Genomic DNA, 21,493 nt, shown 5'->3' with positions numbered 1-21,493 from the left:
AAAGAAAGGCCATCGCCCGGAAAGCCCCATGTCCGTCCCTCTCCTCCTGCGCCCCGGCCGGCTCGATCTGGAGCAGCTCTGCGCCATCCACCGCCGGCAAGTCCCCATCGCCCTCGACCCGGACTGTGCCGGCGCCGTCGAAGCCAGCGCCCGGCGGGTCGGCGAGATCGTCGCCGGCCGGCGCACCGTCTACGGCATCAATACCGGCTTCGGCCTGATGGCGCGCACCTTGATCCCCGAGGATTCGCTGACCGAACTGCAGCGCAATCTGGTGCTCTCGCACTGCACCGGCACCGGTCCTCTGCTGGACGACGCCAGCGTCGCGCTGATCCTGGCGCTGAAGATCGCCGCCCTGGCGCAGGGCTACTCCGGGGTCCGCCCGGCGGTGATCGAGGCCCTGCTCAAGCTGTACGACGCCGGGGTCTACCCGTGCATCCCCAGCCAGGGCTCGGTGGGCGCCTCCGGGGATCTGGCGCCCCTGGCGCATCTGGGCGCGGCGCTGATCGGCGTCGGCCAGGTCCGTCACCGCGGTCGGCTGCTGGACGCCGGGGAAGGTCTGGCCATCGCCGGGCTGCGGCCCCTCGTCCTCGGGCCCAAGGAGGGGCTGGCCCTGCTCAACGGCACCCAGGTCTCCACCGCCCTGGCCCTGCGCGGGCTGTTCGCCGCGGAACGGCTGTTCGCCGGCGCAGTGATCGCCGGTAGCCTGAGCGTGGAGGCGCTGAAAGGCTCCTTCGTTCCGTTCGACGCGCGCATCCAGGCGGTGCGCGGCCAGCCCGGGCAGATCGAGGTCGCCGCGCTCTATCGCGAACTGCTCCACGACAGCGAGATCAACCGTTCCCACGCCCACTGCAAGCAGGTTCAGGACCCCTACTCCCTGCGCTGTCAGCCGCAGGTGATGGGCGCCTGCCTGGACCACCTGCACTTCGCCGCCGGGGTGTTCCTGCGCGAGGCCAACGCCGTGACGGACAACCCGCTGCTGTTCGCCGAGGACGACGCGGTGCTCTCCGGCGGCAACTTCCACGCCGAGCCGGTGGCCATGGCCGCCGACGTGCTGGCCCTGGCCATCGCCGAGATCGGCGCGCTTTCCGAGCGGCGCATCGCCCTGCTGATCGACCCGGCGCTGTCCGGCCTGCCGCCCTTCCTGGTCGAAGGCGGCGGGCTCAACTCCGGCTTCATGATCGCCCAGGTCACCGCCGCGGCCCTGGCCTCGGAGAACAAGAGCCTGGCCCATCCAGCCTCGGTGGACAGCCTGCCAACTTCGGCCAACCAGGAGGACCACGTCTCCATGGCCACCTTCGCCGCGCGCCGCCTGCAGGACATGGCCGGCAACGCCGCCGCCATCGTCGGCATCGAACTGCTGGCGGCGGCCCAGGGCGTGGACTTCCATGCGCCGCTGACCACCTCGCCGTCGCTGGCCGAGGTGCTAACGCTGATCCGTCGCCAGGTGCCGCATTACCATCGCGACCGCTATTTCGCCCCGGACATCGCCGCTGCGCGCGTCTGGGTCGAGGGCGGCGCCTTCGAGCGCTGGCTGCCCAGCGCCCGCCTGAGGAGCTGAGTCTGCATGACAGCCCTGTTCGCCGAACGCGCCCTGTTGCCATCGGGCTGGGCGCAGGATGTGCGCCTGGAAATCTCCGCCGCCGGCCGTATCGACGACATTCAAGTCGACGCCTCCGCCGCGGGTGCCGAGCGCCTGCACGGCCCGTTGTTGCCAGGCATGCCCGACCTGCACTCCCACGCCTTCCAGCGCGCCCTGGCCGGTCTGACGGAAAGTGCCGCCGGCGGCGCGGACGGCTTTTGGAACTGGCGCGAGCGGATGTACCGGCTGGTCGGACAACTCGACCCCGACCAGTTGGAAACCATCGCCCGCCAGCTCTACATCGAGCTGCTCAAGGCCGGCTACACCAGCGTGGTGGAGTTCCACTACCTGCACCACGGCCCCGGCGGCCGGCCCTACGCCGATCCGGCCGAGCTGTCTCTGCGCCTCGCCCGCGCCGCCCGTCAGGCCGGCATCGGCCTGACCCTGGTGCCGGCGCTCTACAGCCACGGCGGTTTCGGCGGCCAGCCGCCGGTGGACGGGCAACGACGCTTCATCCTCGACGTCGATGGCTATCTCGCCTTGCTGGCGCGCCTGCGCCCGGTCCTGGAGCAGGCCGGGCAATACCTGGGGCTGGGCTTCCACTCCCTGCGCGCGGTGGCGCCGGAGCAGATCGCCCGGGTGCTGGCGGACGCCCCGCTCGATCTGCCGGTGCATCTGCATATCGCCGAACAGACCGGGGAAGTCGACGACTGTCAGCTCTGGAGCGGGCGCCGCCCCCTGCAGTGGCTGTTCGACCACTGCCCGGTGGACGAGCGCTGGTGCCTGGTACACGCCACCCAGGCCGAGGCCGATGAAGTCGAGCGGCTGGCCGCCTGCGGTGCGGTGGTCGGCCTCTGCCCGACCACCGAGGCCAACCTCGGCGACGGGCTGTTTCCGGCCACCGCGTTCGTCGCCCTCGACGGGCGCTTCGGCATCGGCTCGGACAGCCAGGTGTCGGTCAGCCCGCTGGAGGAACTGCGCTGGCTGGAATACGGCCAGCGCCTGCGCGACCGGCGCCGCTACCGTCTCGCCCGAGCCGACCGGCCGAGGCTCGGCCGCGCTCTCTACGACAGCGCCCTGGCCGGCGGCACGCAGGCCTGCGGGCAGCCGGTCGGCGCGCTGGCGGTGGGCCGGCGTGCCGATCTGCTGGTGCTGGACGGCGACGATCCCTATCTGGCGAACACGGAAGCCGAGCTGCTGCTCGACCGTTGGCTGTTCGCCGGCGGCGCGCACCAGGTCCGCGACGTGATGGTCGCCGGCCGCTGGCGGGTGCGCGAGGGCCGACATGCCGACGAAGTCCGCAGCGCGCAGGCGTTCGCCCGGGTACTGCGGGAGCTGGCGAGAGCCTGAATCACGACGCCGCCGGGGCGACAGCGGCCGGTGCCCCCGCCAGCCGGACGGCCGGGCGATAGAGGATCAGCCGGTAGCTGATCAGGCAGATCAGCCAGTCGATCAGGAAGGTCCAGAGATTGTGGGAGAGGAAGTGCGCGCCCTGCATCACCCGGCCGACCGAGAACACCGTGCCCAGCCCCAGGGCGAAGGCCAGCGCGGCGCGGGCCAGCCGCGGGCGGCGGTCGCGCAGGACGAAGAACAGCGCTAGCAGCGAGAAGCCGGCCGAGGCGTGCCCGCCCGGCCAGCAGCGCCCGGGATCCTCGGTGGGCGCGCGGGGGCCGAGAAGCGACGAATGGACCTCGCTGCCGCCGTACTCCACCAGGCTCCACGGGCAGTGCATCTCGGTCAGTTTCTTCAGCGGGTTGACGATGCTGGTGGAAAGCCCCATCGCCAGCACCACGTAGCCCAGCGGCCGGCGCCAACGGCGCAGGCGCGTCGGCAGCAGGCTGAGGAGGAAACCGGCGATGGCCAGCACGCCGATGACGATGACCAGTTGCTTGGCCCGGTCGTGCAGGAAATCCTCGAGGAAGAAGCTGTGCCGACCGACGAAGCCCTCGCCCGGCACGTAGAACAGGTTGCTGATGGCGAAGTCGACGGGGCCCGGGTCGAGCAGCAACAACAGGGCCATCACCCCCAGCGGAATCCCCAGGCCGAGGCGGAAATCGAACGGTCTGCTAGACATGAACCTGAATCTCCCTTTCAGCGTTCGCTGACCGGCAGCGACTGCTGCTCGGGCTTCCAGCTCAGCAGCCCGCGGCTGTAGCCGTAACTGGCGCCCTGGTAGTAGGTGATGTCGCGCTGGACCAGCGGGTCGGCGACCGTAGCCTCGGATTCGCGGCTCTGGCCGCGGGCGTCGTCGTGCCGCCGGATGCCCTTGCGCGGGCTGAGGATCGCCAGATCCTTGCCGTCGAACAGGCCCAGGTGCTGGTAGTTGCCGATCAGCGCCCGGCCGGGCGGGGTGTCCTCGCGCAGCACGTTGCGACCGAAGAAGGTCGAGGTGTAGTCCAGATTGAGCAGGCCCAGTAGGGTCGGCGCCAGGTCGATCTGGCTGGTCAGCCCGGAGAACTCGCGGGGCTGGATGTACCCGGGCGCGTAGATGAACAGCGGGATGTGGTAGTTGGCCACCGGCAGGTCCTCCTTGCCCGCGCTGCCGGCCGTGTGGTCGGCGACGAAGACGAACAGGGTCTGGTCGAACCAGGGCTTCTGCCGCGCCTGGGCGAGGAACTGGCCGATGGCGTAGTCGGTGTACTTCACCGCGCCCTCGCGGCCGTCGCCGGAGGGGATGTCGATGCGCCCTTCCGGATAGGTGTAAGGGCGGTGGTTGGAGGTGGTCATCAGCTGCAGCAGGAACGGCTTGCCGGCGGCGTGATCGGCGTCCGCCAGCTTCAGGGCCTGGGCGTAGAGGTCCTCGTCGGCCATGCCCCAGGCGTTCTTGAAGCGGATCTCCTCCTCGGGAATGCTGCTCTGGTCGACGATCCGGTAGCCGTTGCCGCCGAAGAAGGCGTTCATGTTGTCGAAATAGCCGCGCCCGCCGTAGACGAACACCGCATCGTAGCCCTTGACCTTCAGCTGCTGGCCGAGGCTGGCGAAGCCCGACTCGCGGCCCAGGCGCTTGACGATGGAGCGCCCCGGGGTCGGCGGCACGGACAGGGTGATGGCCTCCAGACCGCGGTCGGTGCGCGTGCCGGTGGCGTAGAGGTTGTTGAAGAACAGGCTCTCCTGGCGCAGCCGGTCGAGGTTCGGGGTCAGGTTGCGCGGGTCGCCGAAGCTGCCCAGATACTTGGCACTGAGGCTCTCGATGGTCACCAGTACCAGGTTCAACTTGCGCGGCTCGCCGGGGTTGTCGATCAGCCGGCGGATGTCCTGGGGATCGCTACCGACGAAGCGGGCGTTCGGCTCGCTGACTTCCTCGCGCAGCCGCTGCTCGATCTCGGAGCGCGACAGGGTGGCGTAGAACTGCGGGTAGTCCAGCTCGTTGTTGCGGAAGGCGGCGAAGAACTGGTACGGGCCGTTGGCGGCCAGTTCGCGCAGGTAGGCGTTGCCGCCCGAGCCGCGGGGGAAGTCCTGGCTCAGTGCGAGGGCGGTCAGGAGCGCCAGCCCGCCGACCGCCGCCAGCGCCGAGCCGCGCCCCTTCCAGGACAGCAGCGGCGCGTCCAGGGCGGCGCCGACGGCCTTGCGCAGCAGGATTGCCCCGACGACCGCGAGGACCGCCAGCGACCCCAGCAGCCGATAGATCGGGTAGGACTCGAGGATGTTGTTCAGCACCTCGTCCGAGTAGACCAGGTAGTCCACCGCGATGAAGTTGAAGCGCACGCCGAACTCGTCCCAGAACAGCCACTCCGACACGGCGACGAACAGCATGACGAACAGGGAGACGGCGACCAGGCCCTGCAGCGACGCGCGGTGCCAGGAGCGCCTCCACAGCCAGGCCGGGCACAGCAGCAGGTAGGCGGCCAGCGGCAAGCTGGCGTAGAGCAGGAAGCCGAGGTCGTAGACCATGCCGATGCCGTACAGGCCGAGCATTTCGCCGAAGCTGGCATGGGCATCGTTCAGATGGCCGACCAGCAGCGCGGTCCGGGTGAGGAGGAAGACCACCAGCCAGGCGAGCAGGATGATGGAGAGATAGCGCAGCTGGGCGAAATGGAGCCGGGGCATCGAGCAACCTTGTGGCACGGGAAACGTTGCGCGAGAGGGTAATCGAAATGCCCTACCCGACTGTCAAAGCCGCGTGAAAAACGATGGCCCGGCCGAGGGTATTCATCTTTCGGGAATCTCCTCCCGGTAAACGTCCGTGCCGGGATAGACGGCGCGAAGGCGCGCCCGTCATGAAAGTTTCATCTCCATCCCCTTCAATGCCCCGCCTGCGACAGGGTGCTTTGTACGCTCCGGATTACCCGTGGAGTCGTTCTTGCCCGACGACAACTGATGCTTGAAGCCCGGCCATGCCGCCGTCGGGACGAATCGGCCCAGGTCCGTAGCGAGGTCGCGCTCGGGAGGCGATTGGCGGGCCGGGCGATCAGCGCCACTCCCGGCCACCAGCTTAATTTCGCTCGTGCGGATTCGTCGTCCGATCACATTCTTTCGCCGTTTTTGCCTGACCCGCATCCACAAATTTGTACCGATGCCACGGAATACCTGAGAATTGCGCGGTCTACCGGACAAGACATGCCACCAATGAGGATCGGAATGCGCTACAGCGAGCCAATTATCGAGAACCACCACTCTCTTCATCGTCCCGACCTGAGCGATTCCGTATTCGTTTCCGTTCTGATTCCGGCGAAGAACGAAGCAGGCAATCTCCCGCCGCTGCTCGAGGAAGTGCGCCGCGCCCTGGCCGACGAGTCCTATGAAGTCATCGTCGTGGACGACGGCAGTACCGACGGCACCGCCGCCGAGCTCTTCGCCCTGAGGGAAAAGGGTTTCACCCAGCTGCGCATCCTCAGCCACAGCCACTCCCTCGGCCAGAGCACCGCCCTCTACCACGCCGCCCAGGCCGCGCGCGGCCGCTGGCTGGCGACCCTGGACGGCGACGGGCAGAACGACCCAGCCGACATTCCCGGCATGCTGCAGATCGTGCGCAGCCGGGCCGACGACGGCATCAAGCTGGTGGCAGGGCACCGGGTGAACCGGCGGGACACCGCCAGCAAGCGCTGGGCCTCGCGCTTCGCCAACGCCCTGCGCAGCCATCTGCTGAAGGACGCGACCCCCGACACCGGCTGCGGCCTCAAGCTGATCGAACGCAGCGCCTTCCTGCGCCTGCCCTACTTCGACCACATGCACCGCTTCCTGCCGGCGCTGATCCAGCGCCACAACGGGCTCATGGTCGTTCATCCGGTCAACCACCGGCCGCGCACCGCCGGCGTCTCCAAGTACGGAAACCTGGACCGCGCCCTGGTCGGCATCCTCGATCTGTTCGGCGTGTGGTGGCTCATCAAGCGTACCCGCCTCGAGTTGTCCCCCCGCGAGATAAAGAGCTGACATGGGAAAAGAATCTCTCTGGCTGGCGCTGGGATTCGCCGGCCAACTGGCATTCACCGGCCGTTTCGCCTTGCAGTGGCTGTACAGCGAATACAAGAAGCGCAGCCTCATCCCGGTGGGTTTCTGGTACCTCAGCCTGATCGGCAGCGCCCTGCTTTTGGCCTACGCCATCTACCGCGAGGACCCCGTATTCATCCTCGGGCAGTCCTTCGGCTTCGTCGTCTACCTGCGCAACCTGCAGCTGATCGCCCGGAACAAGAAGGAACAGCCATGAAGTCGATGCTGTCGCAGCGGCGCAACTGGATCTGGCTGGCACTGCTGTCGTTGCTCATGGTCGGCGCAGGCCTCGGCCTGCGCCAGCCGCTCAACGTGGACGAGGAGCGCTTTCTCGGCGTGTCGCTGGAGATGCTGCAGAGCGGTTCCTGGTTCATTCCCCACCGCGCCGGGGAGATCTACCCCGACAAGCCGCCGCTGTTCATGTGGGCGGTCGCCTCGCTGACGCAGCTCACCGGCGCGCCGCGGATCGCCCTGTTCCTGCCGGCCCTGCTCGCCGGCGTGGTCTCCACCCTCTGCCTGTACGACCTGGGCAGGCGGCTGTGGAACCGCCGCATCGGCACCATCGCCGCGCTGCTGTTCCTCGCCACCTACCAGACCTACAGCGTGCTGCGCGCCGGGCAGATCGACGGGTTCCTCTGCCTGTGGACCAGCCTCGGGCTGTACGGCCTGATCCGCCACCTCCTGCTCGGCCCGGCCTGGAGGTGGTTCTACCTGGCCTGCGCGGCGATGGGCTTCGGCATCATCAGCAAGGGCGTGGGTTTTCTGCCGAGCCTGATCCTGATTCCCTACGTCTATGCCGTGCGCAAGGGCTGGCCGGGCGTGGTGGCCATGCCCGGTCGGGGCCGCGCCTGGGCGCTCGGCCTGGCGGCGACCCTGGCGGCGATCGCGGTCTGGCTGGTGCCCCTGCTGGTGACGGTGTCGCTCACGGGCGACGCCGACAGCCTGGCCTACGTGCGGGAAATCCTCCTGCGCCAGACTGCCCAGCGCTACGCCAACGCCTGGCATCACCGCGAGCCGTTCTGGTACTTCTTCGCCGAGGTCATTCCCAAGTACTGGCTGCCCCTCGTCCTCGCCCTGCCCTGGCTGGTTCCCGCCTGGCGCCGGCAACTGGCCAAGCGCGACGGCCGGGTGCTGGTCCTGCTCGGCTGGGTGGTGCTGGTCCTGCTGTTCTTCAGTCTGAGCAGCGGCAAGCGCAAGCTGTACATCTTTCCGGCGCTGCCCGGCCTGGTCCTGCTGGTGGCGCCCCTGGTGCCCTGGCTGCTGCGCCGCTGGTTCGCCCGGCGCCCGCGGGGGCGCCAGGTCTTCGTCGGCCTGACCCTGTTCTGGTTCTGCGCCTGGTTCGCCCGCGGCTTCGTCGAGCCGCTCAAGGACGGCAGCAACCCCCACGAGACCATCATGCGGGAGGTGGCCGAATCCACCGGCGGCGCCGATCTGGTGCTGACCCACTGGCGCGAGGGCCACTGGCTGTTCGCCCGCCAGCCGATCGTGCACTTCGGCTTCGATGCCGATGCCTCGGTGGACAAGGCCGCCGAATGGCTGCGCAAACAACCCGGGACCTTCGCCCTGGTGCCGGCGCGGGAGCTGGTCCGCTGCTTCGATCCGGAAAAGGCGCGCAAGGTCGGCGGCACCTCGCGCGCCGAGTGGCTGCTGGTGGGCGCCGATGCCGACAACGGCCAGTGCCGCGGCGAGGCCGCCAAGGTCTATCGGTTCGCCTGGCAGACCGCCCTGCGCTGAGCCCGGGCGGCGCGTCCTTGGATAGAAAAAAACGATGGGCCTGAAATAATTAATCGATTTCAGAAAAAACCCTCGGCAGGATACTGTTATTCCATCGAATCTTTCCCCTGCCGAGGAACCTTGAAATGTTGGACGCCAACCTGAAATCCCAGCTGAAGGCCTACCTGGAGAAGGTCACCCTGCCCTTCGAGATCGTCGCCTCCCTCGACGACGGCCCGAAATCGCAGGAACTGCTGGGCCTGCTGCAGGACATCGCCGGCCTGTGCGACAAGATCACCCTGCGCACCGACGGCAGCGATGCCCGCGTCCCCTCCTTCGCCCTCAACCGCCTCGGCGGCGACATCAGCCTGCGCTTCGCCGGCCTGCCCATGGGCCACGAGTTCACCTCGCTGGTGCTCGCCCTGCTGCAGGTCGGCGGTCATCCGTCCAAGGCCGACGCGGACACCCTCGAGCGGATCCGCCGCCTCGACGGCGAGTACCGCTTCGAGACCTACTTCTCCCTTTCCTGCCAGAACTGCCCGGACGTGGTCCAGGCGCTGAACCTGATGGCGGTGCTCAACCCCCGCGTCCAGCACGTGGCCATCGACGGTGCGCTGTTCCAGGACGAGGTCGAGGCGCGCCAGATCATGGCCGTGCCCACCGTCTACCTGAACGGCGAACCCTTCGGCCAGGGCCGCATGGAGCTGGAGCAGATCCTCGCCAAGCTCGACACCGGCGCCGCCGCGCACGAGGCCGAGAAGCTCAACGCCAAGGCCGCCTTCGACGTGCTGGTGATCGGCGGCGGCCCGGCCGGCGCCTCGGCGGCCATCTACGCGGCGCGCAAGGGCATCCGCACCGGTATCGCCGCCGAGCGCTTCGGCGGCCAGGTGCTGGACACCATGGCCATCGAGAACCTGATCTCGGTGCCGGAGACCGAGGGACCGAAACTGGCCCGCGCCCTGGAAGAGCACGTCCGCCAGTACGAGGTCGACATCATGAACCTGCAGCGCGCCTCCCAGCTGGTGCCGGCCGGGGCCGACGGCCTGCACGAGGTGCGCTTCGAGAACGGCGCCGCGCTCAAGGCCAAGACCGTGATCCTCGCCACCGGCGCCCGCTACCGCGCCCTCGGCGTGCCCGGCGAGGAGCAATACCGGGCCAAGGGCGTGGCCTACTGCCCGCACTGCGACGGCCCGCTGTTCAAGGGCAAGCGCGTGGCGGTGATCGGCGGCGGCAACTCCGGGGTGGAGGCGGCCATCGACCTGGCCGGCATCGTCGCCCACGTCACCCTGCTGACCCACGGCGCACAGCTGCGCGCCGACGCCGTGTTGCAGCGCAAGCTGCATAGCCTGCCGAACGTGCAGGTGATCCTCAACGCGCCGATCGCCGAGGTGACCGGTGACGGGCAGAAGGTCAACGGCCTGCTCTACAAGGACAGGGTCAGCGGCGAGACCCGCCGCCTCGACCTGGAAGGCGTCTTCGTGCAGATCGGCCTGCTGCCCAACAGCGAATGGCTCAAGGGTACCCTGGAGCTGAGCGAGCGCGGCGAGATCATCGTCGATGCGCGCGGCGCCACCTCGCTGCCCGGCGTGTTCGCCGCCGGCGACGCGACCACGGTGCCGTACAAGCAGATCGTCATCGCCCTGGGCGAAGGGGCCAAGGCCTCGCTGGCCGCCTTCGACCACCTGATCCGTACCTCGGCGCCGGCCTGACGGCCAGGGTGCGCAAGCCCGAACGCCGGCCTCGCGCCGGCGTTTTTCTTTTTCATTGCCCGTGCTGGCGCTCAGCCCCTACTCGATCCGTTCCAGAATCTGGCTGCGGCCGAGCATGGGGTTGCCGACGTAGCCGCGCAGATTCAGCCTGCGCCCCTCGTCCATCAGGGTCAGGCGGCAGTCGTAGACCTTGCCGCTGTCCGGGTCGAGAACGGTGCCGCCGCCGTAGGAATCGCCCTTCTTCTTCAGTCCGCGGATGATGGTCATGCCGATCAGCGGGCGGCCGCGCAGTTCGCCCTTGCACTTGTCGCAGTAGGGCGACTCTTTGCCGTGCTCGCGCAAGCCCTTCTCGATGACGCCGTGGTACTCGTCCCGGTGCTTGGCGATGCGCAGCAGTGCGCGCGGCTTGCCGGTGCGGTGGTCCTTGACCAGCCACAGCCCGACCAGCTGGTCCTTGTCCATCGCGCTGGCCGCGGCGCTGGAGGCGAGCAAGGCGAGGAAGGCGCAGCACACGCAGAGCCGCCGGACGAGGCTCGGACGGCAGATCAGATCGAGAGCGATCATCGCAAGTCTCCTGCCGATACGCGAAGAACGGGGCGCGCTAGCCGATGCGCCAGACCGGCCAGTTCGTGGCGGATGTCCTCTCCGTGGTAATGCAGGAAGGCGCCGGTCTGGCCGCTGACGATGACCTCCAGATAGGGTTCGGCACTGGCCAGTTGCGGGTCGCAGCAGGCCTGCAGGGTCTGCAGGCTGTTCTCTTCCGCTTCCATGAGGGTCCGCACGAAGGCGCCCAGCCCCAAGTCCTGCACCAGCGTGCCGAGATCCAGCGCGCTCTGGCTGGCGACGCCCAGGGCGGCGGGCAGGTAGAGCGAGAACAGGCGCTCGTCCACCCAGGCCGTATCCAGCGGTCGGGCGGCGTTGGCGGCGCAGTCGGCCTGGCGCAGCACCTCCAGCAGGCGCACGCTCTGCTGCAGGCTGCGGCTGCTGATCGCCGGCAGGTACAGCCCAGGCCGGTTGGCGCTGCGGTAGGCCTTGCGCATGATGCTCTCCAGGTTGGGCTTGCGGCTCGCCGGCGACGGCGTCCGGCCCGGCTGCTCGCGGCCGATGCCGCCGCCGAACTCGATGGCCAGGCTGACGCCGTCGTCCAGAGCCCGCTGCAGGCCGGCCATCCACTTCACCGGGTGGAACATCTGGAAGAACAGCGAGGCGCGGATCTGCTCCGGATCGTCCGGGTGGTAGTCGCCGGTGTAGTTGGACAACACCCGTACCCTGGGCGGCTCGAGCGGCGTCTCGTCCAGATGCGGGCGGAAGCGCTCGGCGGCGCCGATCATCAGGTAGGTGTGGAAGGCGCCCTCGGTCTTCAGATAGCGCCCGGTCTTGTGCCGGCCGAAGCGCGCGGCCACGTCCTCCATCAGGGCTTCCAGATCGTTCTCGAAGCCGCAGACCACGGTCTGGTCCGGCAGGTTGCAGCCGCCGATGCCGCAGTAGCGGGCCTCGGCGAGGGGCTTGATGGACTCCAGGTCGAGGCGGAAGGCCGCCATCTGGCCGCGGCCGTAGCAGGACATCAGATGCCCGCGGACGCGGATCAGCTTCAGGGCGTCCTCGAACGTCAGGGCGCCGGCGGCGACCAGGGCGGAATACTCGCCGAGGCTGTGTCCGGCGACCACGCTCGGCGCCCACTCGTCGCAGGTCAGTTCGCGGAAGGCCTCCAGGCAAGCGATGGAGTGCGTCAGCAGGGCGATCTGGGTGAATTCGGTGTTATTGAGCTGGTCGTCCGGGTCCTCGAAGGAGAGCCGGGCGACATCGAGGCCGAGGGTCGAGCTGGCACGCTCGTAAAGCTCGCGGACGCTGGAGAAGCGTCGGTGGATGTCGCTTCCCATACCGACATACTGCGAGCCCTGCCCGGGGAACACGTACAGAATGCTGGGTCTGGAAACCTGGCTCATGGAGAACCTCCCTGTATGGGTCAATGGCCCGTGCACACGGGCCGCCACGGCCGGGCGGACCGCCCGGATTCAGCGCGCCACGGCGGAAGGCACACCGTCGACTTCGGGGCATTCCGTCGGGGACGGAACGCCGAGATGCTGCAGTACGCGATCGACCATGCGCTCGGCGTCGTAGCGCTCGGCGATCGCCCGTGCGTTCCTGGCCAGCTCCCGGTGCAGCACCTCGTTGGCCAGCAGGTAACCGAGCTGACAGGCCAGATCGCCGCTGTCCCAGCGGCGGAACACCAGACCGCCGGCCCTGTCGCCGTCGCGGATCAGCTCGGTGATGCCGCCATGGTCCGGAATCAAAACCGGCGTGCCATGGCTCATGGCCTCGGCCACGACTAGGCCCGACGCCTCGCGGTCGACCGCGGGATAGACCAAGCAGTGGCTATGGGCGAGCAGGCTGTCGCGCACCGCGGCGGAAACCGGGCCGGCATGGTGCAGGGCGACCCCGAGCCGCCCGGCGAGATCGACGATCGCCCGGCCGCCGGAGGCGGCCACCGTGCTACCGCCGCAGATCACCAGCTGCAGCCGGACGCCGCGGCTCTGCAGCTGCTTCACCGCATAGAGCAGCAGGTCGTGGCCCTTGCCCGCGTCCTGGCGGCCGAAGCAGGTGACGATGGGCACGTCCTCGACCAGCCCGGGAAAGACGTTCTTCAGCATCCACAGCGGCGGCCTGACGGCCTGGCGGCGCACCTCGACGCCGCTGTGGATCACCCGCAGGCGCTCCTCGGCGATCCCCAGCTCGGCAGCGACCCGCTTGAGGCCGTCGGCGCTGGCCACCAGCGACGGCCAGCGCGAGCCCTTCGCCGCCGCTTGCAGGCGTTCCCGGTAACGCTCGAACAGGCCTTGGCTGCGGGCGCAGTCGGCGAAGCGGGCGTCGCCCTGGAAGGTCAGCGCGTACTCGAAGGTGTCTCCGCCCAGGCGCTTCGCCGCCAGGGCGAGCGGCCCCAGGGTGGCGCAGCCCAACATCAGGTGGCTGATCCCGTCCCGGGTTACGAAATCGCCCAGGCGGCGGGCCAGCGCGGTATCGCTCTCCGGCGTGCCGATCAGTGCCCACAGCAGGTTGACCAGTCTGCGCTCGCCGCCCTCACGGCCGAGAACCGCCCGCTGCCCCAGCCCCTCTGGCAGCAGAGCAGCCAGCAGGCCCAGCCGGTCCATGATCTCCGAGGGCCGGCCGAACCGATAGCGGGCACCATGACACAGCAGGGACTGCTCGATCCCCGGATCGACGAGGTCGCGGCGCCCCTCCAGCAGCCAGTAGACGTGCACCTTGAAGCCACGCCGGTGGAGCCGGTTGGCGAGGGTCAGATCACGCACCACGGGGCCGGGGTGGAGGCCGCCGCCGATGGTGACGAAAGCGAAGGTCGGTTTGCCGCTCATCTTTCCAGCCTTCCGTCCGCGGGAGACGCGGGGCACTGCCGGAGCCCCCGGTTTCCCTCTGTTGTATTGTCTGGCCGACGGTCTTCAGAACGTGTAGCCCACCCCGGTGAACACCGAATAGCTCATGAGGCTGCCGAACTCGTCGTCCTTGCCGCCGGTGAAGCCGTTGCCGATGAGATAGAGCTGCACGTTGTCGCTCACGTCGTACTGAAAAATGGCGATCAGCCGGTTGGAGTCGTCGTCCAGGTTGCGCAGAAAGCGCAGGTTGATCTCCATATCCCGCACCGTGGTGGTATCGGTGTACTGGATCATCCCGTAGTTCTTGCGATAGAGAACGTCGCTGAGCGAGACCTTCCGGTTCAGGAAGCACTGGTACATGGGCTCGTTCTCGCAACCGTTGTTGTTGCGCAGGTATTCGACGTTGATGGTCGGCCCGGCTTCCAGGGTGTAGGAGGCGCCGACCTGGTAGTCGGTCTTGCCCTTCTCCCGCGAGTTGCCCTCGGCGTACAGCAGCATGGCGTCGGTGGCGTTCCAGCCGCCGAAGAAGCCGAGCCGGTACTGGTCGCTCTCGCGATAGGAGGGAATCAGCGAGAAGTAGGTCGAGGAGCCGGTGTAGTCCAGCTTGAGCGCATAGACCTTCTCGAACTCCTCCTTCAGCAGGCCGTTGTACATCATGTTCCCGGCAGTGAAGCTCTGGACGTTGTTCGCCCGTCCTTCGCCGGTGTTGGCGATGGCGGACAGCGACCAGTTCTCGCTGGGAATCCACACCGCTCGGGCGTAATCGCGTCCCGGCACCTCGACCCGCGGGTTGTTGCGCCCGTTGTCGCGGGTGAAGGGGTTGGAGGTGGAGATGATCACCGAGGGGCCCCACTGCAGGTTCTCGCGGCCGTAGGAGACCAGCAGCTGGTCGAAGGGCCGGTAGCGCACCCAGCCCTCGTTGTAGTAATAGTCCGAGCTCCAGCGGGTATCGCCCTCCCGCGCGCCATCTTCCCACTCCTCCCAGACGAACAGGGCGCGCGGCTTGAAGCCGAACTCCCAGCGGCGGAAATTGAGCAGCAGATCCGCGCGGGGGTTGAACACCCCCTGGTAGCGCGGGATTTCCGCCGCGTTGTCGACGTTGATCGTCGAGTCCGTAGGCTTCTGGACCATCGAGTAGGCGAGCAGGTTGATCCGCGAGTAGAAGCCGTTGCTCAGCTCGTTGGCCAGGCTCATCGGCGCCTCGGCCAGGGCCGGCAGCACCTGCGGCGTACCGGCCGGCTCAGCCGCTCCCGCCTGGATCGCAAAACCCGCCAGCAACGGCGATACCCAGAGCCCCCTCCGTACCCTTAGTGACATCCATGTCATTTGTACTCATCCCAGGCTTCGTTTATTTCATGAACAGGTTCAGGTTGAAGATGTAGTCCGGCAAGGGCGTCAGCTGCGGCTTGGTCATGCTGAGGGTGGTGACGTCGCCGCTCATCAGTTCCTCGAAGATGGCGATCTGGGAGATGAACGGCCGCGCCTCGCCGTTGATCATCACCGTGCTCCCGTAATTCATGTTGGCCGACTTAAAGCGCTTGCCCGACAGCGTGTAGTAGTCGGCCTTCACCCCGACCAGACGCTGCTTGTCCACCCAGTACTTGATGCGGTCGTAGGTGGTGTGGGAATTGCGCGCCTTGAGGTCGAAGACGTAGCAGGGAGCGCCGTCCACGGTCTCGTCGGCCAGCCGGGTCGCCTCGTAGTCCTCGGCGTAGTTGGTCGAGGCCACGTCGCCGTAGGAGGCCTGCCCCATCAGCTTCTGCCGCAGCGAGATGGGAATCGGCTTGCTCAGCCCCGGCTTGTGAAACCACATGTTGTTGTCGAGCATCAGCAGCTTCTGTCCCTTGGATTTCGGCGGCGCCATGTTGGTCCCGGAAATGTTGAAGCCGCGCGCCTTGATGTCGTAGAGCATGCTGTCCTTGCGGCCCTTCTCGTTGGATTCCACTTCCACCTTCCAGGCGATGCCCTGCAGATTGCCGCGGGACTCGTCGGCCCGCTTGAGGATCGCGTAGGCGTCCACCGGATCGGCGAAGCTGGAAGCCGGCGGAGCCTTGGCCAGGGCCAGAGTGTTATCGGCCACCGGCCTGATCCGTACCTGACTGCCGCCGTTGAGTTGACTGGATTTACCCCCGGCCGGTTCCGTCTGGACCGGCTTCGGCGCCGGCTTGGGCCGCTCCGCCTCGGCCTCGGAGTCGGAACCGAAGGAGAACAGCCGACCGAAGAAGCCGTGGCGCTCCACCTGGGCGACATGGTCGCCGGTATCGGCATCCACCAGCGACGAGGCGGTGATGACCAGCAGCAGGAACAGCACCGATGCGAAATTGACGATCCCTTTCATTGCCTGAAACCTCTATTCCCTGATCCGGTTCACACGTGCCCCAAAGCGCCGACGATCTCCATGCGCGCGGCCTTGCGCGCCGGAAAGCTGGCAGCCAGCAGGGACAGCAGCAACAGCGCGCACATGCTCCAGAACATCTCCCGGGGCACCAGATACACCTCCAGCGGAATGCGCCGGGTGATCTGCGGCGGCACCCAGGTCGGCTCGACGGTGAAGATCACGGTCCAGACGATCACCGTGAGGATCACGCCGACCAGCGAGCCGATCAGGCCCAGCAGCATGCTCTCCACCGCGAACAGACCGACGATGCCGCGGCGCTTCACGCCCAGGGCGCGCAGGGTGCCGATCTCGCGGGTGCGCTCCATGATCGCCATGCCCACCGTGTTGATCACGCTCATCACCACGATGGTGAAGACGATCAGGAAGGCGAACAGGAAGATCACGTCGAACATGTCCTTGACCTTGGTGTAGAAGGTCGAGAGTTCGTTCCAGGTCTTGATCTCCACGTTCAGCCCGCGGGCGGCCAGCTCGCGGCCGAGGGTCGTGCGCATCGGCTCGGTGAGCAGGCCGTCGTTGAGCAGGACGTTGATGCGGTCGACGCTGGTGGTGTCGTAGAGGCTCTGGGCGAACTCCAGGGTGACCAGCATCAGCTTGTCCTCCAGGGCCTCCACCGGCGAGTTGAAGGTCTGCCGCAGCTGTCCGTCGAGGGCGTTGATCTGCCCGTCCACGGTCGGCGCCATCACCACCACGGTGTCGCCGGGGCCGAAGCGGAGCTGGTCGGCCAGCCCCTTGCTCATGCCGACGCCGTTGATCTTATCGTTCGCCAGCGGCTCGCCGTCGAACAGCTTCATCCGCCCGACCTTGGTCCGCGAGCGGCTGCGGATCAGCGCCACGTCGTCGGGAATCCGCCCGCTGGCGAGAAAGATGGTCGATACCTCGCCGTTGCTCACCAGGCCGGAGATGTTCAACTCCGGGGTGGCGACGACGATTTCCGGGTGCTGCTGCAGCACCTCGCGGATCGCCCCGACGTCCTGCTCGTTGAGCAGGTAGCGGGTGGGGTCGAGCTTGCCCTCGTCGAGGAAGCCCTTCTTGAAGATCGACAGGTGGCCGTTGCCCTGGATGTGGATGTAGGAGTCCTCCAGGTTGGTGAAGATGTACGAGGTGAAGCCCCCCAGGGCGTTGACCGCCGCGAAGCCGAGGCCGATCGCCATTACCGTGAACAGCGACCGGCGGCCGTTGCGGAACAGGTTGCGGGTCGCGAGCTTGAGCCAGGTCATCATGGGTGGGTACCTGCGATTCGGGTCTGCGCGGAGCGCGGGGGCATGCTGTCGCTGCCGATCACGCCGTCCTCCATCTGCACGCGGCGCTTGACGCTCTCCAGCAGGCGCTGGTCGTGGGTGGAGAAGACGAAGGCGGTGCCCTGGCGGCTGTTGATCTTGAGCATCAGCTCGATGATCCGCCTGGCGTTGCCGGAATCCAGGTTGGCGGTGGGCTCGTCGGCGATCACCAGCGCCGGATCGGTGACCAGAGCCCGGGCGATGGCGACGCGCTGCTGCTGGCCGCCGGAAAGCTTGGCCGGGCGGTGGGCGACGTGCTCCTCCAGACCCACCTCGGCCAGGCGCTGCAGGGCCCGCTCGCGGGCCTCGGCGACCGGGGCGCCGGAGATCTGCAGCGGCAGCATGACGTTCTCCAGCGCCGAGAGCACCGGGACCAGATTGAAGCTCTGGAAGACGAAGCCGATGTTCCGGTTGCGCAGCTCGCTGCGCGCGTTGTCGGTCAGGCCGTTCACTTCCTCGCCGTCGATCAGCACGTTGCCGGTGGTCGGCGAATCGAGCATGCCGATCAGGTTGCACAGGGTCGACTTGCCGGAGCCCGACGGGCCCCAGATGGCGACGAACTCCCGTGGCTGGATAACGAAGTCGATGCCCTTGAGGGCGATGACCGGTTTCTCGCCGATCTGGTAGCGCTTGGTGACCCGCCGCAGTTCCACCAGCGGCACCATCCCAATCTTGCTAAGCGTGTTCATGGTCGGTCTTCCCTATTCGTCCCATGCCCTGGTGGCCCGTGCAGCCCGTTCCCACGACGAGCCGGGCGCAGCCACTGTCGAAAACCAGCTTCCGGCAACCGGACACGGCCGGGCCGCGGTCGTACCGCCGACGCCCGGACGTGCTGCGGGTCAGCCGAACATCCCCGTCCGTTGTCCCGTGGTGTAGGCGATGACGAAATCGCCGTCGCGCACGCTGTTCACGCCGATCAGCCGGTCGCTTTCCTGGATCTGGACGATGAAACTGCCGCTGCCGTTGAGGGTGATCGCCTCGATCCGATGCGGCGAGCCGTTCAGGCCCTGCCCCAAGAGCTTGCCGGCGGCCTCCTTGGCCGACCACAACCGGCTGAGCCACTCGCTCCAGGCTTCGTCGTCCTCGCCGCACACCGCGGACAACAATTCGCGCTCGCCGTTGGTACAGAGGCTATCGACGAAGCCAGGTTCCCTCGGTCGGACGATCTCGATGTCGATTCCGACCGGCTGCTCGCTGGCGATGGCCACGGCGCGGTCCTCGCAGTGGGACAGACTGATCCGCGGCACGGCGGCCTGGCCGTCCACCGGGACGCTGACCGGCTGGCCGCTCTCCTCGTTGGCCACCAGCAGCGCCGCCGGGTGCAGCAGGCCGTCCGTAGCGCTGCGAGCGGCGAGCCAGGCGCGGATGCTGTCCTTCGCCGCCACCCGGCCGAGCAGCCACTGGAACTGCCGCTGCGGCACCTCGCCCTTCTCGACGAACAGCGGCATCTCGTCGAAATGCAGGACGTGGCGGGCCAGCAGCATGGCGTCGAAGCCGTTGACGTCCGCCTTGGACACCAGATGGCTCACCGCCCCGGCCGGCAGGCCCGGCAGCTCCAGCCCCCGGCTCAGCAGGTAGCGGGTCGGATGGCGGCGGAAGTCCAGTGCCTGCGACGGATAGCGGAACTTGAAGCTGCCCCAGTCCCTGATGCGCATCCACACGCCGCCCGCGCCGTCCTGGACCTCCACATCGGCGTACAGGGTCAGGGCCTCGTCGCGGGTGATCTCGATGCGGATCGGCACCAGCGTGCCCGGCGGCGGGGTAGCGCCGTAGATCTCCAGCTTGGCGAAGCCGATGGGCAGCACGTAGCGGTCCTGCTCGCCGGCCCAGATGCCGATCAGTTGGCCGACGCCGTCCAGCAGGGCCGGATCGAGCAGCAGCTGCGGCTGGCGCAGCGAGCGGAACAGGTCGTCCTGCGGCCTGGTCAGTAGCTGGGCCACCGCGCCCTCGTCGGCGATCAGGATCTCGCCGGTCAGGCAATGGAAGCGCGGCCCGTGGAACATGTGCCGCTCCCGGTAAATATCCTCCCCGGTCTTGTCTCCGCGATAGGCGTTGCTGAAGCCGCCGAAGGCGAAGTCCAGATCCGTCCGGTAGACGGTGGAGAACAGCACGGTCGCCGTGGTGGTCGGCATCTCCTGGCCGGCCAGCCGGACCTCCACGCCGATGCGCCAGACGTGCCGCTCCACGTCGATCTCCTGCAACTGCGCACTAATGTTCATCACCTCGCTGTCGCGGTCGGAGACCTCGATCCAGCGCACCGCCTTGACGTTCTCGAAGCCGATCAGCCCGAGGCCCGGCGTCAGGCAGGCGGCCACCTCGGCGATGGCCTCCAGGCTCATGGTCAGCGGCAGCACCGGCATGCAGGCGGACAGCGGCTTGACCCCGGACGCCTGGACGAAGGCGTGGTCGGCGAGATAGAGGTCCTCGGCCAGATCCAGGGTGCGCTGGACGACGATGGACTGGTTGGGCTCGAACGACAGCACCTTGCCGATGAAGGGCAGACCGCCCTCTTCCAGCGGCTCGCAGCCGGGAACGGCCGGGGCCTCGACTTCGGCGACCTGCGCCTGGGCCTCCTCCGGCCGCGGCGCGGCGGGCACCTCGGGCTGTTCGTCGAACGCATCCTGCCGCCGCAGTTCCTCGGCGGACTCGACTTCATAGACGCGGGCGATCACCGGTATGTCGCCATCCGCGTCGATGACCAGATGGGAAAGCGGATCGCTACTCATATCTTCTCCAGGACCAGTCCGGCGATGGTGAGCCCCGGACCGAAGCCGAGGCAGACGACACGCGAGCCGACGGCCACGTGCTCCAGGGTGTCCATGAGGATGTAGGGAATGGTCGCGGAGGACATGTTCCCGTTCTCGTGGAAGACGCGCTTGCTGATCGCCACCTGCTCCTCGTTCAGCTCCAGCTCGCTCTGCACATGCTCGACGATCTTCGGCCCGCCCGGATGGATGACGAAGTTCAGCTTGGGCTTGTCCTGCTCGTAGTCCATCCCGGCGCGGGCCAGCAGCTCGACGGTGAAGGCCTTGACGTGGCGCTTGATCACCACCGGCACGATCGGCGACAGGCCCATGTTCAGCTGGTACGGCCCGGGAATCCCGGTCATGGCCTCGGTCGAGTCCGGCAGCACCTTCTCGTCCATGGTCAGGATCTTGAATCCGTGGATGCCCTGCCGGCGCGCCTCGTCCTCGGTGTAGACCGAGTACTTCATCAGCCCGTCGGCGAACAGGGTCATGGCGATGATGTTGTCCGCCCGCGGCTCCAGCAGGTTGCTGTGGACCGAGAACAGCTCGGTGTGCACCACGTCCACCCGCTGCTTGGGCGTAGTGAAGCCGAGCTGCGACAGGGCCAGCAGGCCGTGGGCCATCTTGATCGCCGGCAGCGAGGCGTAGCAGCCCTTGTGGTAGCAGTTGCTCACCGTGGTGTCGCGCCAGCCCCACTGGGACACGATGCGCTCCACCGGATTGGGCGCCATGAAGCCGGTGCAGGTGACGTGGATCAGATCATTGGGCGCCTCGGCGCCCTCGAACATGCGTTCCAGAGTCTGCGTGACCACCTTGGCGTAGCTCTCGTGACGGCTCTTGATGTCCGCCCCGTGGGGGTCGTGCTTGATGTCGTAGACCCGCAGGTGCGCCTCCTCCGGCGCGGGATCGGCAATGTCGAAGCCGCCGTTCTCGCCGAAACTCAGGTCGGTGAGCTTGGGAAAGAAGATCAGCTGCCGCTGCTTGATCTGCGCCGGCGACAGGGCGTACTTGTCGAACTTCTCCTTCACCGCCGCGTAGACCTGGCGCAGGGTTTCCTCGTCCTCGATCCGGTCCATCAGGCACTGGGCCTTGGCCACGGCGAAGGCAGACACCTCGAGGGTCAGGCGCTGTGGGACGTGCTTGGCCAACTGCACGGGAGTGAAGCCGCCGATGACGGCGCTGTTCGAATTGCTCATGGGTTCCTCCTTGAGTGAGCGATGCCTCGACTGCCTTGCCGCGTCCTCGCGCGGACAA

Annotated in this window: 17 protein-coding genes; 6 read left to right on the top strand and 11 right to left on the bottom strand. The window is 67.7% G+C overall.

Annotated elements, in window-relative coordinates; translation table 11 throughout:
• Positions 1-28: 28 nt before the first annotated feature.
• Positions 29-1,558, top strand: coding sequence for a histidine ammonia-lyase (hutH, locus tag ACFOJE_RS12760; RefSeq protein WP_377814747.1), 1,530 nt, complete (start codon positions 29-31; stop codon positions 1,556-1,558).
• Between the two features lie 6 nt (positions 1,559-1,564).
• Positions 1,565-2,929 carry a formimidoylglutamate deiminase gene (locus tag ACFOJE_RS12755; protein WP_377814746.1) on the top strand — a complete coding sequence of 455 codons (1,365 nt, stop codon included), beginning with the start codon at positions 1,565-1,567 and terminating at the stop codon, positions 2,927-2,929.
• 1 nt (position 2,930) lies between these two features.
• Here the strand turns inward: ACFOJE_RS12755 and ACFOJE_RS12750 are convergent, their stop codons facing one another.
• Both ACFOJE_RS12750 and ACFOJE_RS12745 read right to left on the bottom strand, forming a co-directional pair.
• A complete protein-coding gene (locus ACFOJE_RS12750; RefSeq protein WP_377814745.1) occupies positions 2,931-3,653 on the bottom strand; it encodes a phosphatase PAP2 family protein in 723 nt (240 codons plus the stop codon).
• Between the two features lie 17 nt (positions 3,654-3,670).
• Entirely contained in the window at positions 3,671-5,626 is a 1,956-nt protein-coding gene (locus tag ACFOJE_RS12745; protein WP_377814744.1) for an LTA synthase family protein, read from the bottom strand.
• 585 nt (positions 5,627-6,211) lie between these two features.
• Here ACFOJE_RS12745 and ACFOJE_RS12740 point away from each other — a divergent pair.
• From ACFOJE_RS12740 to ahpF, 4 genes are all read left to right on the top strand, one after another.
• A complete protein-coding gene (locus ACFOJE_RS12740; RefSeq protein WP_377814758.1) occupies positions 6,212-6,949 on the top strand; it encodes a glycosyltransferase family 2 protein in 738 nt (245 codons plus the stop codon).
• 1 nt (position 6,950) lies between these two features.
• Positions 6,951-7,223 carry a lipid-A-disaccharide synthase N-terminal domain-containing protein gene (locus ACFOJE_RS12735; protein ID WP_377814743.1) on the top strand — a complete coding sequence of 91 codons (273 nt, stop codon included), beginning with the start codon at positions 6,951-6,953 and terminating at the stop codon, positions 7,221-7,223.
• Entirely contained in the window at positions 7,220-8,740 is a 1,521-nt protein-coding gene (locus ACFOJE_RS12730) for an ArnT family glycosyltransferase (protein WP_377814742.1), read from the top strand. The genes ACFOJE_RS12735 and ACFOJE_RS12730 overlap by 4 nt, the downstream gene beginning before the upstream one ends.
• Positions 8,741-8,865: 125 nt before the next feature.
• Complete coding sequence (ahpF, locus tag ACFOJE_RS12725) at positions 8,866-10,428, top strand: alkyl hydroperoxide reductase subunit F (protein WP_377814740.1); 1,563 nt, start codon at positions 8,866-8,868, stop codon at positions 10,426-10,428.
• Positions 10,429-10,506: 78 nt separating this feature from the next.
• Here the strand turns inward: ahpF and ACFOJE_RS12720 are convergent, their stop codons facing one another.
• The 9 genes from ACFOJE_RS12720 to ACFOJE_RS12680 all read right to left on the bottom strand — a co-directional run bounded on the left by ACFOJE_RS12720 (position 10,507) and on the right by ACFOJE_RS12680 (position 21,435).
• Positions 10,507-10,992 (bottom strand): DUF2147 domain-containing protein, encoded by a 486-nt coding sequence (locus ACFOJE_RS12720; RefSeq protein WP_377814739.1) that lies wholly within the window; start codon positions 10,990-10,992, stop codon positions 10,507-10,509.
• On the bottom strand, positions 10,989-12,374 hold the full coding sequence (locus tag ACFOJE_RS12715; RefSeq protein ID WP_377814738.1) for an ACP S-malonyltransferase: 1,386 nt from the start codon (positions 12,372-12,374) through the stop codon (positions 10,989-10,991). Before ACFOJE_RS12715 ends, ACFOJE_RS12720 begins: the two co-directional genes overlap by 4 nt.
• 69 nt (positions 12,375-12,443) lie before the next feature.
• Positions 12,444-13,799: a glycosyltransferase family 4 protein gene (locus ACFOJE_RS12710; protein WP_377814737.1), complete on the bottom strand. Its 1,356-nt coding sequence runs from the start codon at positions 13,797-13,799 to the stop codon at positions 12,444-12,446.
• A gap of 84 nt (positions 13,800-13,883) precedes the next feature.
• Positions 13,884-15,095 carry a hypothetical protein gene (locus ACFOJE_RS12705; protein ID WP_377814735.1) on the bottom strand — a complete coding sequence of 404 codons (1,212 nt, stop codon included), beginning with the start codon at positions 15,093-15,095 and terminating at the stop codon, positions 13,884-13,886.
• A gap of 70 nt (positions 15,096-15,165) precedes the next feature.
• Positions 15,166-16,155, bottom strand: a complete 990-nt coding sequence (locus ACFOJE_RS12700) for an outer membrane lipoprotein-sorting protein (RefSeq protein WP_377814734.1) — start codon at positions 16,153-16,155, stop codon at positions 15,166-15,168.
• A 29-nt stretch (positions 16,156-16,184) separates the two neighbouring features.
• Positions 16,185-17,435, bottom strand: coding sequence for an ABC transporter permease (locus ACFOJE_RS12695; protein WP_377814733.1), 1,251 nt, complete (start codon positions 17,433-17,435; stop codon positions 16,185-16,187).
• Positions 17,432-18,181 carry an ABC transporter ATP-binding protein gene (locus tag ACFOJE_RS12690; RefSeq protein ID WP_377814731.1) on the bottom strand — a complete coding sequence of 250 codons (750 nt, stop codon included), beginning with the start codon at positions 18,179-18,181 and terminating at the stop codon, positions 17,432-17,434. Before ACFOJE_RS12690 ends, ACFOJE_RS12695 begins: the two co-directional genes overlap by 4 nt.
• A gap of 150 nt (positions 18,182-18,331) precedes the next feature.
• Positions 18,332-20,218 carry a 4'-phosphopantetheinyl transferase superfamily protein gene (locus ACFOJE_RS12685; RefSeq protein WP_377814730.1) on the bottom strand — a complete coding sequence of 629 codons (1,887 nt, stop codon included), beginning with the start codon at positions 20,216-20,218 and terminating at the stop codon, positions 18,332-18,334.
• The gene (locus ACFOJE_RS12680) at positions 20,215-21,435 is read right to left on the bottom strand and encodes a 3-oxoacyl-[acyl-carrier-protein] synthase III C-terminal domain-containing protein (RefSeq protein WP_377814729.1); all 1,221 of its coding nucleotides are present in this window, start codon (positions 21,433-21,435) and stop codon (positions 20,215-20,217) included. Before ACFOJE_RS12680 ends, ACFOJE_RS12685 begins: the two co-directional genes overlap by 4 nt.
• Positions 21,436-21,493 lie beyond the last annotated feature (58 nt).

Origin of the sequence: Azotobacter bryophylli, from assembly GCF_042643485.1 — a bacterium.
Lineage (GTDB): Bacteria > Pseudomonadota > Gammaproteobacteria > Pseudomonadales > Pseudomonadaceae > Azotobacter > Azotobacter bryophylli.
The sequence above is the reverse complement of the archived record's forward strand: the minus strand, read 5'-3'. Positions and strand labels throughout refer to the sequence as shown.

Excerpts from the sequence above, each read along its gene's own strand:
- hutH (WP_377814747.1), top strand. The coding sequence starts at position 29 with ATGTCCGTCCCTCTCCTCCTGCGCCCCGGCCGGCTCGATCTGGAGCAG.
- ACFOJE_RS12755 (WP_377814746.1), top strand. The coding sequence starts at position 1,565 with ATGACAGCCCTGTTCGCCGAACGCGCCCTGTTGCCATCGGGCTGGGCG.
- ACFOJE_RS12750 (WP_377814745.1), bottom strand. The coding sequence starts at position 3,653 with ATGTCTAGCAGACCGTTCGATTTCCGCCTCGGCCTGGGGATTCCGCTG.
- ACFOJE_RS12745 (WP_377814744.1), bottom strand. The coding sequence starts at position 5,626 with ATGCCCCGGCTCCATTTCGCCCAGCTGCGCTATCTCTCCATCATCCTG.
- ACFOJE_RS12735 (WP_377814743.1), top strand. The coding sequence starts at position 6,951 with ATGGGAAAAGAATCTCTCTGGCTGGCGCTGGGATTCGCCGGCCAACTG.
- ACFOJE_RS12730 (WP_377814742.1), top strand. The coding sequence starts at position 7,220 with ATGAAGTCGATGCTGTCGCAGCGGCGCAACTGGATCTGGCTGGCACTG.
- ahpF (WP_377814740.1), top strand. The coding sequence starts at position 8,866 with ATGTTGGACGCCAACCTGAAATCCCAGCTGAAGGCCTACCTGGAGAAG.
- ACFOJE_RS12720 (WP_377814739.1), bottom strand. The coding sequence starts at position 10,992 with ATGATCGCTCTCGATCTGATCTGCCGTCCGAGCCTCGTCCGGCGGCTC.
- ACFOJE_RS12715 (WP_377814738.1), bottom strand. The coding sequence starts at position 12,374 with ATGAGCCAGGTTTCCAGACCCAGCATTCTGTACGTGTTCCCCGGGCAG.
- ACFOJE_RS12710 (WP_377814737.1), bottom strand. The coding sequence starts at position 13,799 with ATGAGCGGCAAACCGACCTTCGCTTTCGTCACCATCGGCGGCGGCCTC.
- ACFOJE_RS12700 (WP_377814734.1), bottom strand. The coding sequence starts at position 16,155 with ATGAAAGGGATCGTCAATTTCGCATCGGTGCTGTTCCTGCTGCTGGTC.
- ACFOJE_RS12695 (WP_377814733.1), bottom strand. The coding sequence starts at position 17,435 with ATGATGACCTGGCTCAAGCTCGCGACCCGCAACCTGTTCCGCAACGGC.
- ACFOJE_RS12690 (WP_377814731.1), bottom strand. The coding sequence starts at position 18,181 with ATGAACACGCTTAGCAAGATTGGGATGGTGCCGCTGGTGGAACTGCGG.
- ACFOJE_RS12685 (WP_377814730.1), bottom strand. The coding sequence starts at position 20,218 with ATGAGTAGCGATCCGCTTTCCCATCTGGTCATCGACGCGGATGGCGAC.
- ACFOJE_RS12680 (WP_377814729.1), bottom strand. The coding sequence starts at position 21,435 with ATGAGCAATTCGAACAGCGCCGTCATCGGCGGCTTCACTCCCGTGCAG.